Consider the following 14,511-nt stretch of genomic DNA (forward strand, 5'->3'; position numbering starts at 1 on the left):
GAAGATGAAGCCGATGTGGTCGCGGCGCAGCTGGGTGAGCTGCTTGTCCTTGAGGCCGACGAGCTCGGTGTCGCCGATGGTGGAGGAGCCGGAGGAGACGGTGTCCAGGCCGGCCATGCAGTGCATGAGGGTGGACTTGCCGGAGCCGGACGGGCCCATGATGGCGGTGAACTCGCCCTGGGGGAAGGTCACGGTGACGTTGTCGAGGGCGACGACGCGGGTCTCCCCCTCCCCGTAGACCTTGTTCAGGCCGGTGGCTCGGGCGGCCGCCAGGCCGGTGCGGACGGCGGTTGCGGTCGGCGTGGTCACGGGGGGCTCCTTGTGCTCGTGGACTTGTACCTCCATGCTCCGCGACGTGATCATGGTCTTGCGTCGCTCCGCCGGACGGTTGGCCCTACCGCCGCTGGGCGTACGGGAGGGCTGGACCCTCCTCCTGCGGTATGACGTGAACCCTGAGGCGGCGGGATGGCCGGAACGGATATCCTTCGTGGCCGAATCCCGGACAGTTCGTCAGATGGCAAGGAAACATGACAACTTCCGGGGCAGGGAACATGCGAAAGAGTGAGTCGGGCGACTAGGCTCAGGGTGGTTTCGCAAGAGCCCGGATGGTGGAACGCAGACACGGGCAGCTTAAAACTGCTTGGCCGCGAGGCCGTGCCGGTTCGAGTCCGGCTCCGGGCACTGACAACCGCGGGGGCGCCGACGGCGTCCCCGCCGGTCGTTGTTCACCGGATCCTCCTCGCGGCGTATCCCGGAATTTTTGCCAAGCCATTACCCTTGTACACGGGCGGTGCAGTGCCGCCACGGAGGGAATGAGCAATGAGAAGCAGCAACCCGGTCTTCTCGCGGGAGGGGTCCTTCACCCGCGACTCCGGCTACGCGGGGTTCGGTACCACCGCGCAGGCCGGGAGCCCGTACGGCCAGAACGCGCAGGGTCAGAACCCCTACGCGGGTACGCCCTACGCCCAGCAGCCGCAGGGCCAGGCCCCCATGACCGACGAGCAGCTCTACGAGCTGTACAACGGGCCGTCGGCCGGCCCGGCGGCCACCGGGCGGATGACGCTGGACGACGTGGTCGCCCGCACCGCCATGACGCTGCTGACGCTGGTCGTCGCCGGCGCGGTGGCCTGGTTCGCGCTGCCGTTCGAGAACTTCGGCTTCGCGATCGCCGCCAGCCTGGTGGCCATGGTCGTCGGCCTGGTGGTCTCCTTCAAGCGCAGCGTCAGCCCGCCGCTGATCCTCACCTACGCGGCCCTCCAGGGCTTCGCGATGGGCGCCGTCTCGCACGCCTTCAACACCTGGCTGAACGGCATCGTGATCCAGGCGGTCCTGGGTACGGCGGCGGTCTTCGCGGCGATGCTGTTCGCCTACAAGAGCGGAAAGATCCGGGTCACCGCCCGCTACCAGCGGATCGGCATCGCGATCGCGCTGGGCTTCGTGCTGCTGATGATGGTCAACATGGTCGCGATGGCCTTCGGCGCCGACATGGGCCTGCGCTCCGGCCCGCTGGGCATCGTGGTCGGCCTGATCGGCATCGGCCTGGGCGCCTTCTTCCTGTCGCTGGACTTCGCGTCGATCGAGGAGGCCATCGCCCAGGGCGCCCCGCAGCGGGAGTCCTGGCGGGCCGCCTTCGGGCTGACCCTGTCGCTGGTCTGGATCTACATGGAGATGCTGCGGCTGATCGCGATCCTGCGCGGCGACGACTGACGGTCCCTTCCTTCGTGAACCACTGCCGCCGGGCCCCGGAGCGACTCGCTCCGGGGCCCGGCGGCTTTTCGCCTAGGCTCGCTGCCATGCATGACGTAGCGCCCCTGGACGTGGATCCCCTGGTCGAAGCCGCCGAATCCCTGGCGGATCGTTTCCGCTCGCTGCCGCAGAGCAAGCTGCTGGGCGCCGTGCCCGGGTACGGGTCGCGGGCGGCGGCGGCGCTGGAGCTGGCCCGGCGGCTGGTCGCGCTGACGGCGGCGGTGGAGGGCGGCCCGCGGCGGGAGTTCCCGGACGCCGGGGCCTTCGCGGCGGGGGACCAGCTGGCCGTCGCCGCCCACGACCTGGCGGCCGCGCTCGCGGCGCTGCCGGAGGGCGCGGAGGTGGCGCTGCCGGACGGGCCGGTGGCGGCGGCCGAGGTGCTGGCCGCGGCGGTGGCCGCGGTGCGGGAGACGGCGGCGCTCTGCGGCTGAGGCCCCGGGACGCGCACACGCCGAAGGCCGGCCAGGTCGGTAACCCCGTGACCCGGCCGGCCTTCGGTGCGCCGCGCGCTGGTGATCCGGCGATCCGGTGAGCCGGTGTCAGATGCTGGCGACCACCCGGTCGGCGAGCACGTAGACGGCCTCCTCGTCGGTGGAGAAGGTCAGCGAGTACGAGCCGGAGAAGCGCGAGCCGCCGAGCAGTCGGACGTGCTCACCGGCACGGACCGCGTCGATCAGCCGGTAGGCGGCCTCCCGGTCGCCCGGGGCCACGCAGAGGGTGGTGCCGTCGGCGAAGGCGTACACGTCCAGGGTGCCCAGCGGGCCGGGGCGGACGTCGATCAGGGCGACGGCCTCCTCGGCGAGGGCGGCGAGCCGGGTGTCGGTCCACTCCCGGGACGGCGCCTGGCTGGGCACGAAGTCGGGGTGCGAGGGGTGGCGGCGCGGGTCGGGCGCGGCGACCGGGGCCTCCTCGACGGCCTGATCGGCGTCCAGCAGCCCGGCCTCCAGGCCGGTGGCCAGCAGGTCGGCCTCGCGGCGGGCCCGGGCGTCCTTGGTCTCGCCGGACGGGTGGCCGGGGCGCAGCGGGACACCGCCCTCGGTGCCGGGCTCGGCCGGGGCGGTGCCGCCCTCGTTGATCAGGTCCTCCAGCGCGGAGCGCAGCGCCTCGCCGAACTCCGGGTCCATCGTCCCGGCGTTGTCGACGGCGTCCTGCGGGCCGGTGGGGCGGGGGAAGAACAGCGGCCACTCGTCGGTGCCGGAGAACGCGCCGGAGAACGGGGAGTCGAACAGCGGGGCGTCCTCGGCCGCGCGGGCCTCCTGCTCGGCCCAGAACGCCCGGGCCTCGGTGATCTCCCGCTCGCGGTCGGCGGCGAGCGCCTCGGCGACGGCCCGGCGTATCGCGGCCTCGTCCACCGGGGCGGGCTCGGCCGGGGCCGCGGCCTGCGCGTCCAGTCGGCGGGAGAGTCCGCGGAGGTGGAGCAGCACGGCGGTCGACACGGCGATCAGGATCAGCAGCAGGATGGTGTAGACGGCGCTCACGGAACGTACTCCTAGCGAGGAGCGGAACGGGGTTACGTGTCCACACTGCCGCATGCGGGGCTGTTACCGCAGTGGCGAATGTCCAATTCGTCCAGGACTTTCGCTCTTGTCCCCAAATTGTTAGGTAACACCGTTCTACGCAGTGGAGTTGATCCGCTCCGCAGTGTCGATTTCCGGGCCGAAAACGAACGAAAAGAGGGCCGGATCGACCTCGCGGTGTGATTCGGCCCTCAATTACGCTGCGTCACTCCAAATGGGTGGTCCAGACCCTTCGGAGGGTGACCCGGGGGTCAGCTCAGGCGCTCGACGACCATCGCCATGCCCTGGCCGCCGCCGACGCACATGGTCTCCAGGCCGAACTGCTTGTCGTGCCACTGCAGGGAGTTGATCAGGGTGGTGGTGATCCGGGCGCCGGTCATGCCGAAGGGGTGGCCGATCGCGATCGCGCCGCCGTTGACGTTCAGCTTGTCCAGGTCCACGCCGAGGTCACGGTAGGAGGGGATCACCTGGGCCGCGAAGGCCTCGTTGATCTCGACCAGGTCGATGTCGTCGATGGTCAGGCCGGCCCGCTTGAGCGCCTGCCGGGAGGCCTCGACCGGGCCGTAGCCCATGATCTCGGGGGAGAGCGCGCTGACGCCGGTGGAGACCACCCGGGCGAGCGGGGTGATGCCGAGCTCGCGGGCCTTGGTGTCGGACATGATGACCAGCGCGGCCGCGCCGTCGTTCAGCGGGCAGCAGTTACCGGCCGTCACGGTGCCGTCCGGGCGGAACACCGGCTTCAGACCGGACACGCCCTCCAGGGTGACGCCGGCGCGCGGGCCGTCGTCCTTGCTGACCACGGTGCCGTCCGGGAGCGTCACCGGGGTGATCTCGCGCTCCCAGAAGCCGGACGCGATGGCGGCCTCGGCGAGGTTCTGCGAGCGGACGCCGAACTCGTCCTGCTCGGCGCGGGTGATGCCCTTGAGCGCGGCCAGGTTCTCGGCGGTCTGGCCCATCGCGATGTAGGCGTCCGGCAGCAGGCCGTCCTCGCGCGGGTCGTGCCACGCGCCGCCGCCCTCCTCCGCGCGCTTCTTGGTGCGCGCCTGGGCCTCGTCGAAGACCGGGTTCATGGTGCCCGGCATGCCGTCCGAGGTGCCGTTCACGCTGCGGGAGACGGTCTCCACGCCGGCCGAGACGAACACGTCGCCCTCGCCCGCCCGGATCGCGTGCAGCGCCATCCGCGTGGTCTGCAGCGAGGAGGAGCAGTAGCGGGTGATGGTCGCGCCGGGCAGGTAGTCCATGCCCATCTGGACGGCCACGATGCGGGCCAGGTTGTGGCCCTGCTCGCCGCCGGGCAGGCCGCAGCCCAGCATCAGGTCGTCGATCTGGCGGGGGTCGAGCTGGGGCACCTTGGCCAGGGCGGCCTGGATGACGTGGGCGGTCAGGTCGTCCGGGCGGACGTCCTTGAGCGAGCCCTTGAAGGCCCGGCCGATCGGCGAACGGGCAGCGCTGACGATGACGGCTTCGGGCATGGCGGGCTCCTCGCTGGGTGACGGCGGACCTGGCGTCCGGGAGGAAAGTTACCGCCTGGTAGGTCAGTCGTCACCCGCACCAGCGTGTGAGCTGGCCGACGTATTCCCAGGGGCTTCGCCGGGATGCGGACCGGCTTCCTTCCCGCTCTCCGGGCCGGTCGGGCCGATCCGCAGCCGGTGCCTCAGCTGGGCCCAGCGGCGGCCCGCGCCCTCCGCCGCCACGGCCGCCACCTCGGTGCCCTCCCGCCCGGCCGCCGCGGCGGCCGCGACCGCGACCGGCAGCACCGCGGCGCCCCGGACGGCCGTGGCCGGGCGGTCCTCCTGGGGCCAGAGCCCCAGCACGGCGCAGACCGAGGGCAGTACGGCCATCGCGGCGGTCGCGTAGCCCTGGGCGGAGGGGTGGTAGCGGTCGGCGGCGAACATCTCGGGGCGCGCGGCGAACTCCGGGCCCAGCAGTGAGCCCAGCGAGACCGTCCGGCCGCCCGCCTCCACCACCGCGATGGTCTGCGCGGCGGCCAGCTGCCGGCTCAGCCGGCGGGCCACCCAGCGCAGCGGCGGCCGCACCGGCTTGATCGTGCCGAGGTCCGGGCAGGTGCCCACGACCACCTCGCAGCCGTTGGCGCGCAGGGCGGCGACGGCCTCGCCGAGCTGGCGGACGGCCAGCTGGGCCGGGCTGTGCCGGGTCACGTCGTTGGCGCCGATCATGATCACGGCGACGTCCGGGCGGTGCGGCAGCGCCTGCTCCAGCTGGCCGGAGAGGTCGGCGGAGCGGCCCCCGGAGCGGGCCACGTTGACCAGCCGGACCGGGCGCTCGGCCACCGAGGCGAGGCCCGCGGCCAGCAGCGCGCCCGGCGTCTCGCCGGAGCGGGCCACGCCGAGACCGGCGCCGGTGGAGTCGCCGAGGACGGCCAGCACGAGCGGGGCCTGCGGGGCGGCGGAGTGGTCGGCGAAGGCCTCGCCGTAGACGCCGTCGGCCCGGGGCGGGTGGGTCTCCAGGACGCCGATGGCCTGGATCGCGAGTTTGCTCTCGGTCAGCAGCAGGCCGACCAGGCCCACCCCGAGCAGGCCGAGCCCGCCGCCGCCGTACGCCGCCGCGGTGGCGATCCGGCGGGCCACCCGGGCCCGCGAGTGCTGCGCCCCTGGCATCCCGGTGCCCCCTTCCCGTGCTCCTGCCGGCCCCTCCGGGCCACGGCAATGCCTGCACAGCGCTCTTACCCGCGCGGGGGCCGGGAGTACCGGGGGTGTCGGCGGGGGTGGGCCATTGGGGGCGGTGGGATGGAGGGGAACCGCGGGGCGGGTGCCACGCCCTACGCTTTGCAGTACCGATAAGCAGTCGCACGCCCACACTCCGGGAGGATCCCCGTGCGGTACCACAACTCGATCATCGATCTGGTCGGCAACACGCCGCTGGTCAAGCTGAACAAGGTCACCGAGGGCATCAGCGCGACAGTGCTGGCGAAGGTCGAGTACTTCAACCCCGGTGGCTCGGTCAAGGACCGCATCGCGATGCGCATGATCGAGGCCGCCGAGGCCTCGGGCGCCCTCAAGCCGGGTGGCACCATCGTCGAGCCGACCTCCGGCAACACCGGTGTCGGCCTGGCGATCGTGGCCCAGCAGAAGGGCTACAAGTGCATCTTCGTCTGTCCGGACAAGGTGTCCACCGACAAGATCAACACCCTGCGCGCGTACGGCGCCGAGGTGGTCGTCTGTCCGACCGCCGTCGCTCCGGAGCACCCGGACTCGTACTACAACGTCTCCGACCGCCTGGTCCGGGAGACCCCGAACGCCTGGAAGCCGGACCAGTACTCCAACCCGGACAACCCGGCCTCGCACTACCACTCCACCGGCCCGGAGCTGTGGGAGCAGACCGAGGGGAAGATCACCCACTTCGTGGCGGGCGTCGGCACCGGCGGCACCATCTCCGGCACCGGCAACTACCTGAAGGAGGTCTCCGGCGGCAAGGTCCAGGTGATCGGCGCCGACCCGGAGGGCTCGGTCTACTCGGGCGGCACCGGCCGGCCGTACCTGGTCGAGGGCGTCGGTGAGGACTTCTGGCCGACCGCCTACGACCGCGGCGTCGCGGACGGGATCGTCGCCGTCTCCGACAAGGACTCGTTCCAGATGACCCGCCGCCTGGCCAAGGAGGAGGGCCTGCTGGTCGGCGGCTCCTGCGGCATGGCCGTGGTGGCCGCGCTGGAGGTGGCCCGCGGGCTCGGGCCGGACGACGTCGTGGTGGTGCTGCTGCCGGACGGCGGCCGCGGCTACCTGTCGAAGATCTTCAACGACGACTGGATGGCCGACTACGGCTTCCTGCCCTCGTCCACCGACGAGGCGCACATCGGCGAGGTGCTGGCCCGCAAGGAGTCCATCGCGCAGGGCGGCGTCCCGCAGTTCGTCCACATGCACCCCAACGAGACGGTCGCCGAGGCGGTCCGGGTGCTGCGCGAGTACGGCGTCTCGCAGATGCCGGTGGTCTCCCCGGGGGCCGGCCACCCGGACATCATGGCCGGCGAGGTGATCGGCTCGGTGGTGGAGAAGCTGCTGCTGGAGGGCATCTTCGCCAAGGACATCGAGCTCACCGACACGCTGGACAAGGTGATGTCCAAGCCGCTGCCGGTGGTCGGCTCGGGCGAGACCGTCACCAACCTGATGACCGTGCTGGAGAAGGCCGACGCGGCCGTCGTGCTGGTCGAGGGCAAGCCGCAGGGCATCGTCACCCGCCAGGACCTGCTGGGCTTCCTGACCGGTCGCAGCCAGCACTGACCCGGCGTCACCGGCGTCCCGTCGCCGGCGCCCCGTCACCGCCCTGTCGTCACGCTCCCGTTGCCGCGGACGGGCGCGGAGGATTCGTCCACGGCGGAAGTGGTACACCGGCGTCACCTGTCCGCAGCACGTGGTTAACACGGCTCGGGCATCGTGGTGGTCAACGGCAGGACGCCGAGTGAGGCGACGGCAACCGTCCGGGAGCGGCTCCCCGGCGACCGCGGTCGGCTCCGGACACATCGGGTGGCCCTGACCCGGCCGCTGTGTCCTCCGCCGTGGGAGGCGCCGTCGTCCCGCCCCTGCCCGGCCCCGGCCGGCTGACAGGGTGCGGCGGCTCCCGCGGCAGCACCGCGCCGCACGGCGCGTGTCCCCGCGGCTCCCGGGTGGGGGAGCCCAGGCGGGGCAACGGTGGGGCCGGTCCTTCTCCGAGGGGCCGGCCCCTTCCGTTCGCGCTGCTCGCGCCGGGCGCGCGGGGTGTGCTCCGGGCGGCCGCCCGTGCTCCGCGCCGGGCGCGGCCGTCCCGTACGCTCGCACGCATGACCAGCACTGAAACGACCGACCAGGATGCCCCGCGCTACGTCCGGGTGAAGATCGAGCTCATCGCGGAGATCACCGACGAGGGCGCGCTGAAGGCCGCCGCCCTGGAGGCGGTCACCGCGGACGAGTACCTCGACGACGAGGAGCGCGCCCAGTCCGTCGAGGCCATCGAGGTGGACCCGTCGGGTTCGCTCGCCCACTTCATCGACCCCGTCGCGCTGCTCGGCGACGTGCCCGGCGTGGAGCTCGCCTCGGCGACCTGGGAGTCGGCGCAGACCGAGTTCGACCCGGACGACGAGGAGTGGGACGAGTACCAGGTGGAGGGGTCCGCCGAGTAGGACGGAACCGCCGGGTGACGGTGCTCGCCGTCACCACCCGTGAACGCCCGGTCCGCTCCGCGGGCCGGGCGTTTCGTCCCTGTTCGTCGGGAAGTTGGGTCATCTCATACGATCGCTTACCCTTCGGTGATGGAACCGTGAACGGGCGTATTGCGTTTCTGTATCCGTAATGCCCGGGATGATCAGCAGGGAGACGCGACGTGACGGCACGGGACGGTCAGGGGCGGGTGGCCGGAAGCAACTGGAGCCGACGCGGAGTCCTCGCGGGACTGATCGGCGCGCCCGTCCTGCTGCTGGCGGCCTGCAACGACAACAGCGGCGGCGGCAGCGGTAACGGCGCCGGCGGCAACGGCGGCGGCAGCGGCTCCGGCGGAGCGAACGGCACCCCGGCCGGTGGCGGTGCGAGCAGCGCCCCGAAGACCTCGGCCGCGGTCATCACCGTCGCCCCGGCCGACGGCGCCGCCTCCGCGAGCTTCAGCGAGCCGGTCAAGGTCACCGTCGCCAACGGCACCCTGAGCAGCGTCAAGGTCACCGACAGCACCGGCAAGGAGCTGGTCGGCCAGCTCTCCGCCGACGGCACCGGCTGGACCTCGGCCGCCGCCCCCGCCAGCGGCACCAAGTACACCGTCGCCGTCACCGCCCTCGACAAGGACAAGCTGGAGGCGGACTCCAACGCCGTCTTCACCACGGCGACCCCGGCCAACACCTTCGTGGGCTACTTCACCCCCGAGGACGGCTCCACCGTCGGCGTCGGCATGCCGGTCTCGATCAACTTCAGCAAGCCGGTCACCGACCGCAAGGCCGTCCAGCAGGCGATCACGGTGATAGCCGAGCCGGGCGTCGAGATCGTCGGCCACTGGTTCTCCAGCACCCGCCTCGACTTCCGGCCGCAGGAGTACTGGGCCAAGGGCACCAAGGTCACCCTCAAGCTCCGGCTCAAGGACGTCGAGGGCGCCAAGGGCGTCTACGGCACCCAGTCCAAGGACGTGAGCTTCACCATCGGCCGCGCCCAGACCAGCGTTGCCGACCTCGCCACCAAGAAGCTCACCGTCACCACCGACGGCCAGGTCAGCGCGGTGTACAAGATCTCCGGCGGCTCGCCCGAGCACACCACCTGGGGCGGCAAGATGGTGATCTCCGAGCAGTACACCCAGACCCGGATGAACTCCCAGACGGTCAACCTGGGCAGCGAGTACGACATCGCGGACGTGCCGCACGCCCAGCGCCTCAGCACCTCGGGCACCTTCATCCACGGCAACTACTGGTCCTCGCCGTCGATCTTCGGCGGCCAGAACACCAGCCACGGCTGCATCGGCCTGCGGGACGCCCAGGGCGCCCAGGACACCGGTACGGACGGCTTCAAGTTCTACAAGTCCTCGATGGTCGGCGACGTGGTCGAGGTCGTGAACTCCGGCGACAAGACGGTCGCCCCGGACAACGGCCTGAACGGCTGGAACATGGGCTGGGCCGCCTGGAAGGCCGGCAGCGCCGTCTGACCCGCCGCCGCACCCCGGCCGGAAGCACTCTCGGCCGGAAGAACTTCCCGGGCGGACCGAACCTCGCGGTCCGCCCGAGGAGTAGGACGGGTGTGAAACGCGAGCAGAGGCAGCGACAGGACGACGAGTTCAGCGCGTTCGTCGCCGGGAGCGGCCGCCAACTGCTGCGGCTGGCCGAGCTGCTGACCGGAGACCCGGACCGGGCCAAGGACATCGTGCAGTCGGCGCTGGAACGCGCCTACCTGCACTGGCACCGGATCACCGGCGACGACCCCACCGCGTACGTCCGCAGGATCGTGGTGAACCAGCACCGCGACTGGTGGCGCCGGCTGCGCAACCACGAGCTGCCCATCGAACGCGTCCCCGACCGGCCGCTCGCCGACGACCTCGCCGAACGGCAGGCCGAACGGGCCGTGCTGCACCAGGCGCTGGGCACGCTCACCCGCCGGGAGCGGACGGTCGTCGTGCTGCGGTACTACGGAGACCTCACCGAGGCCGCCATCGCGGCCGAACTGGGCATCGCCCCGGGCACGGTGAAGAGCACGCTGCACCGGGCGATGTCGAAGCTGCGCGCACTGCCCGAACTCGCCGACCGCTCCGGCGTGGCGGTGGGTCCCACGACGCACATCGAGGTGACGGTATGAGCTTCGAGCGCCGGATCGGCGAACTGCTCAAGGACGAGGACCCCTACGCGGTCGGGCCGGACCCGGTGGTGATCATCGCGGGCGCCCGACGCCGCCGGGCCAGGCGCAGGGCCGGGACCGGGGCCGCCGTGGTCGCGGTGGCCGTGGTCTGCGGGGTGACGGCGGTGACGGCCGGGAACGCCCGGCACGCGGGGCGGATCGCGGGCGGGGCCGGGGCAGCGACGGCGCCCTCGGCCGCGACGGCCGCGGGGGCGCCCGGTGTCCCGGTGCCCACCGCGCCGTCGCCGACCGGGCTGCCGCTGTCGCCGGTGAAGCGGGTCGCGGCGAAGGAGAAGGTCGAGGTGGTCCCCGGGATCCGGCTGTCGGTGACCCCGGCCCAGGACTGCCAGGACACCGTCGAACCGGCGACCGGCACCTATGGGCGCACGGCGTGCACCGACGTCCTCTCCGCCCCCGGCATGCCGTACGACCGGCCCGGCATCACCCTGGCCTACAACGAGACGGCCGACCGCCTCGTCGTGCACAGCTACTACCGGGGGCCGACCCCGGCCCGGATCGTCCTCTTCGTGGGCGGCAGGCCCACCGTCGCCACCCTGCTCACCACCCCGGGCATGCAGGGCTGGATCTCCTACTACGGCGACCTGCCGCGGGCCGACCTCCGGACGGGGAGGCTGCAGGCCGTCCCGGCCGTCGGGGCCTACGACGCCGCCGGGAAGCTCCTGGCGGGAAGCCCCGGCCAGGCGGCGGACGGGGTGGTGGAGAAGCCGCCCGCCATGCTCTGAGGCGTTCCGTTCACCGCTTCGCGTAGTCCGCGAAGCCCTGCCAGTCGACGATCACACAGGCCTCCGGGCCCACCGTCCAGGCGTCGTGCCCGGGCGGACAGAGCATGAAGTCGCCGGGGCCGACCTCGAATCCCCGGCCGTCGTCCATGACGATCTTCATCCGGCCGGAGACCACGTACCCGGCGTGGGAGGCCTGGCAGCTGTCGGTCCCGGCGATCGGCTTCACGTGCTTGGACCACTGCCAACCCGGTTCGAACACGGCCCGGCCCACCGGGCCGCCGTCCAGGTTGACCAGCCGCAGCTCCCCCGTACCCTCCTCGAAGGGACGGACTTCCTCGGGATCGTCGAAGTTCCGCTGGTAGAGACCGGACATGGCGCACTCCTCTCCCACGAGGACGGCCCGGCCACCAGCGGGTGGCCGGGCCGGCCCTGCTGGCCCTTCCAGTCTGCGCCCCGATCGGGGATCGGTCACGTTGAGTGGCCGCTCCCGGGCCCGCCCCGGGCCGCGTCCGGGCCTTCCCCAGTGCCCGGGAGGTCAGCCCCGGGTGCGGGCCACGCCGATCGGGCAGGAGGCCCCGGTGCCGCCGAGACCGCAGTAGCCGCTGGGATTCTTGGCCTCCGACAGGTACTGCTGGTGGTACGGCTCGGCGGGGTGGAACGGGCCCGCCGGGGCGATCTCGGTGGTGATCGGGCCGTAACCGAGCGCGGTCAGCGAGGGCTGGAACGCGTCCCGGGTGGCCGCCGCGGCCTCGGCCTGGGCCGGGGAGTGGGTGTAGACGGCGGAGCGGTACTGGGTGCCCACGTCGTTGCCCTGGCGGTTGCCCTGGGTCGGGTCGTGCGCCTCCCAGAAGGTCTTCAGCAGGCGCTCGTAGGGGATCACCGCCGGGTCGTACACCACCCGGACCGCCTCGGTGTGCCCGGTCAGCCCGCTGCACACCTCCTCGTACGTCGGGTTGGGGGTGTGGCCGCCCTGGTAGCCGACCAGCGTCGTCCAGACGCCGGGGAGCTGCCAGAAGACGCGTTCGGCGCCCCAGAAGCAGCCGAGCCCGAAGTCGGCCACCTCCAGGCCGTCCGGGTACGGGCCGGTCAGCGGGTGACCGAGCACGGTGTGCGGCTCGGTCAGGGTGAAGGCCGGGGTCGGCCGGCCGGGCAGCGCCTGGTCGGCGGGGACGAGCGAGGTCTTGTGGCGGTTGAACAGCACGGCCTGCTCCAGCGGGTCGGGGATCCTGGCACGGTGTGCAACGCGAACGGCCGCCCCCGGATTCCGGGAGCGGCCGTCGCGGCCGTCGGCGGCGGCCGGTCGGGCCCGGCGCTGAACGCGTGTTCGACCGATAGGGTCGCGGTGGCCGAAGGGGCCCGCGCGCCGCGCCTGCGGCCCGCCGTACCCCCGCTCCCACCTGCGCGTTCGTCCCGATCGTCGGTTCGTGCGGGCTCGACGGCATTCGCACACTAGGCTCGGACCCATGACCGAGCACCAGCTTCCTCAGGGCTTCGAGACCCTCGCCATCCACGCGGGTCAGGAGGCAGACCCCCAGACCGGGGCCGTCGTCACGCCGATCTACCAGGTGTCCACCTACAAGCAGGACGGGGTGGGCGGCCTGCGGGGCGGCTACGAGTACAGCCGCAGCGCCAACCCGACCCGCACCGCGCTGGAGGAGTGCCTCGCGGCGCTGGAGGGCGGCGCCCGCGGCCTCGCCTTCGCCTCCGGCCTGGCCGCCGAGGACACCCTGCTGCGCAGCATCCTCAAGCCGGGCGACCACATCGTGATCCCCAACGACGCCTACGGCGGCACCTTCCGGCTGTTCGCCAAGGTGCTGACCCGCTGGGGCGTCGAGTTCTCCGTGGCCAACACCCAGGACCTGGCCACCGTCCGCGAGGCGATCCGCCCCAACACCCGCGCGGTGTGGGTGGAGACCCCGTCCAACCCGCTGCTGGGCATCACCGACCTGGCCGCGCTCGCCGAGGTCGCCCACGGCGCCGGTGCGCTGCTGGTGGTCGACAACACCTTCGCCAGCCCGTACCTCCAGCAGCCGATCGCGCTCGGCGCGGACGCCGTGGTGCACTCCACCACCAAGTACATGGGCGGCCACTCGGACGTGGTCGGCGGTGCGCTGGTGCTGGCCGACGCGGGCCTCGGCGAGGAGGTGGCGTACCACCAGAACGCGATGGGCGCCGTCTCCGGCCCGTTCGACGCCTGGCTGGTGCTGCGCGGCATCAAGACGCTGGGCGTCCGGATGGACCGGCACAGCGCCAACGCGGAGAAGGTCGCCGAGCTGCTGGCGAGCCACCCGAAGGTCAGCCAGGTGCTCTACCCGGGCCTGCCCGAGCACCCCGGCCACGACATCGCGGCCAAGCAGATGAAGGCCTTCGGCGGCATGGTCTCGTTCCGGGTCGCCGGCGGCGAGGAGGCGGCCGTCGAGGTCTGCAACCGCGCGCAGCTGTTCACCCTCGGCGAGTCGCTCGGCGGCGTCGAGTCGCTGATCGAGCACCCGGGCCGGATGACCCACGCCTCGGTGGCGGGTTCGGCGCTGGAGGTGCCGTCCGACCTGGTGCGCGTCTCGGTCGGCATCGAGTCGATCGACGACCTGCTGGCCGACCTCAAGCAGGCGCTGGGCTGAGGCGGTAGGGGCCCGCGGCCCCTCGTTGCCGTTCACTGCCCTTGCTGGTCCGCCGTGTACGTCTCCATCGCGAGGTTGAAGCGGGCCAGCAGGGCGCAGAACGCGTGCTGCTCCTCCGGTGGCCAGTCGGCCATCAGGCGGCGGGTCAACTCGGCCCGGCCGTCCCGGACTTCGGTGAGCCGGCCGACGCCGTGCGAGGTCAGCGCGAGCCGTACGGCACGGCGGTCGGCCGGGTCCTGCACCCGGCCGACCAGCCCGGCCGCGACCAGCGGGGCGACCTGGCGGGTCACCGTGGAGGAGTCCACGCCCAGGGCCTCGGCCAGGGCCTTGACGTTGGCCGGCCCGTGCCGCTCCAGCCGGTCGAGCAGCAGATAGGCGGCCCGGTCCAGCGCCCCGACCCCGCCGTCGGAGGTCCGGACCTGCTCCATCCGGCGCGCGAACACCGCGAGCTGGTACTGGAGTCGGGCGTGCACGGGGTCGATGCGGTCGGTGGCCTGGGGCGAGGTCGTCGTCATCGCGGCTCACGATCGTCGTGCGGTGAGGGAGGCTCAGAAGCAGCAGAGTACGCGGGCCGGGCGGGCCCGGGAACAGGCCCGAC

15 protein-coding genes and 1 tRNA gene are annotated in these 14,511 nt (G+C 72.5%); 9 read left to right on the plus strand and 7 right to left on the minus strand.

What is annotated here, in order from left to right; translation table 11 throughout:
* A partial coding sequence (locus ACFVVA_RS39575; RefSeq protein WP_359914062.1) for an ATP-binding cassette domain-containing protein occupies positions 1-345 on the minus strand: 345 nt, incomplete at its 3' end.
* Between the two features lie 254 nt (positions 346-599).
* Here ACFVVA_RS39575 and ACFVVA_RS39580 point away from each other — a divergent pair.
* The 3 genes from ACFVVA_RS39580 to ACFVVA_RS39590 all read left to right on the plus strand — a co-directional run bounded on the left by ACFVVA_RS39580 (position 600) and on the right by ACFVVA_RS39590 (position 2,177).
* Positions 600-681: transfer RNA gene (locus tag ACFVVA_RS39580), tRNA-Leu, on the plus strand.
* A gap of 138 nt (positions 682-819) precedes the next feature.
* On the plus strand, positions 820-1,707 hold the full coding sequence (locus tag ACFVVA_RS39585; protein WP_387695525.1) for a Bax inhibitor-1/YccA family protein: 888 nt from the start codon (positions 820-822) through the stop codon (positions 1,705-1,707).
* Positions 1,708-1,793: 86 nt separating this feature from the next.
* Positions 1,794-2,177: a hypothetical protein gene (locus ACFVVA_RS39590; RefSeq protein WP_387695526.1), complete on the plus strand. Its 384-nt coding sequence runs from the start codon at positions 1,794-1,796 to the stop codon at positions 2,175-2,177.
* A gap of 108 nt (positions 2,178-2,285) precedes the next feature.
* On the opposite strand, the gene ACFVVA_RS39595 is transcribed toward ACFVVA_RS39590, so the two are convergent.
* The 3 genes from ACFVVA_RS39595 to ACFVVA_RS39605 all read right to left on the minus strand — a co-directional run bounded on the left by ACFVVA_RS39595 (position 2,286) and on the right by ACFVVA_RS39605 (position 5,881).
* Positions 2,286-3,224, minus strand: a complete 939-nt coding sequence (locus ACFVVA_RS39595) for a hypothetical protein (RefSeq protein WP_387695527.1) — start codon at positions 3,222-3,224, stop codon at positions 2,286-2,288.
* A gap of 290 nt (positions 3,225-3,514) precedes the next feature.
* Positions 3,515-4,735, minus strand: coding sequence for an acetyl-CoA C-acetyltransferase (locus ACFVVA_RS39600; RefSeq protein WP_359914050.1), 1,221 nt, complete (start codon positions 4,733-4,735; stop codon positions 3,515-3,517).
* Positions 4,736-4,798: 63 nt separating this feature from the next.
* On the minus strand, positions 4,799-5,881 hold the full coding sequence (locus ACFVVA_RS39605; RefSeq protein ID WP_387695528.1) for an SGNH/GDSL hydrolase family protein: 1,083 nt from the start codon (positions 5,879-5,881) through the stop codon (positions 4,799-4,801).
* Positions 5,882-6,097: 216 nt separating this feature from the next.
* On the opposite strand from ACFVVA_RS39605, the gene ACFVVA_RS39610 reads away from it, so the two are divergent.
* The 5 genes from ACFVVA_RS39610 (at position 6,098) to ACFVVA_RS39630 (ending at position 11,295) form a co-directional block, all read left to right on the plus strand.
* Complete coding sequence (locus ACFVVA_RS39610; RefSeq protein ID WP_359914044.1) at positions 6,098-7,498, plus strand: cystathionine beta-synthase; 1,401 nt, start codon at positions 6,098-6,100, stop codon at positions 7,496-7,498.
* Between the two features lie 536 nt (positions 7,499-8,034).
* On the plus strand, positions 8,035-8,373 hold the full coding sequence (locus tag ACFVVA_RS39615) for a hypothetical protein (protein ID WP_359914041.1): 339 nt from the start codon (positions 8,035-8,037) through the stop codon (positions 8,371-8,373).
* A 200-nt stretch (positions 8,374-8,573) separates the two neighbouring features.
* Positions 8,574-9,869: an Ig-like domain-containing protein gene (locus ACFVVA_RS39620; protein WP_387695529.1), complete on the plus strand. Its 1,296-nt coding sequence runs from the start codon at positions 8,574-8,576 to the stop codon at positions 9,867-9,869.
* A gap of 92 nt (positions 9,870-9,961) precedes the next feature.
* Positions 9,962-10,513: a SigE family RNA polymerase sigma factor gene (locus ACFVVA_RS39625; protein ID WP_387695530.1), complete on the plus strand. Its 552-nt coding sequence runs from the start codon at positions 9,962-9,964 to the stop codon at positions 10,511-10,513.
* Positions 10,510-11,295 carry a hypothetical protein gene (locus tag ACFVVA_RS39630; RefSeq protein WP_387695531.1) on the plus strand — a complete coding sequence of 262 codons (786 nt, stop codon included), beginning with the start codon at positions 10,510-10,512 and terminating at the stop codon, positions 11,293-11,295. The genes ACFVVA_RS39625 and ACFVVA_RS39630 overlap by 4 nt, the downstream gene beginning before the upstream one ends.
* A 10-nt stretch (positions 11,296-11,305) precedes the next feature.
* Here the strand turns inward: ACFVVA_RS39630 and ACFVVA_RS39635 are convergent, their stop codons facing one another.
* Together ACFVVA_RS39635 and msrA are read right to left on the minus strand one after the other, a co-directional pair.
* On the minus strand, positions 11,306-11,668 hold the full coding sequence (locus ACFVVA_RS39635) for a cupin domain-containing protein (protein ID WP_380634530.1): 363 nt from the start codon (positions 11,666-11,668) through the stop codon (positions 11,306-11,308).
* 162 nt (positions 11,669-11,830) lie between these two features.
* The gene (gene msrA, locus ACFVVA_RS39640) at positions 11,831-12,496 is read right to left on the minus strand and encodes a peptide-methionine (S)-S-oxide reductase MsrA (protein ID WP_387695533.1); all 666 of its coding nucleotides are present in this window, start codon (positions 12,494-12,496) and stop codon (positions 11,831-11,833) included.
* A 262-nt stretch (positions 12,497-12,758) separates the two neighbouring features.
* On the opposite strand from msrA, the gene ACFVVA_RS39645 reads away from it, so the two are divergent.
* Positions 12,759-13,913 (plus strand): cystathionine gamma-synthase, encoded by a 1,155-nt coding sequence (locus ACFVVA_RS39645; RefSeq protein ID WP_359914023.1) that lies wholly within the window; start codon positions 12,759-12,761, stop codon positions 13,911-13,913.
* Between the two features lie 32 nt (positions 13,914-13,945).
* On the opposite strand, the gene ACFVVA_RS39650 is transcribed toward ACFVVA_RS39645, so the two are convergent.
* Positions 13,946-14,428, minus strand: coding sequence for a MarR family winged helix-turn-helix transcriptional regulator (locus ACFVVA_RS39650; RefSeq protein ID WP_387695534.1), 483 nt, complete (start codon positions 14,426-14,428; stop codon positions 13,946-13,948).
* Between the last annotated feature and the right edge of the window lie 83 nt (positions 14,429-14,511).

The organism is Kitasatospora sp. NPDC058048, assembly GCF_042885555.1.
Lineage (GTDB): Bacteria > Actinomycetota > Actinomycetes > Streptomycetales > Streptomycetaceae > Kitasatospora > Kitasatospora lactacystinica.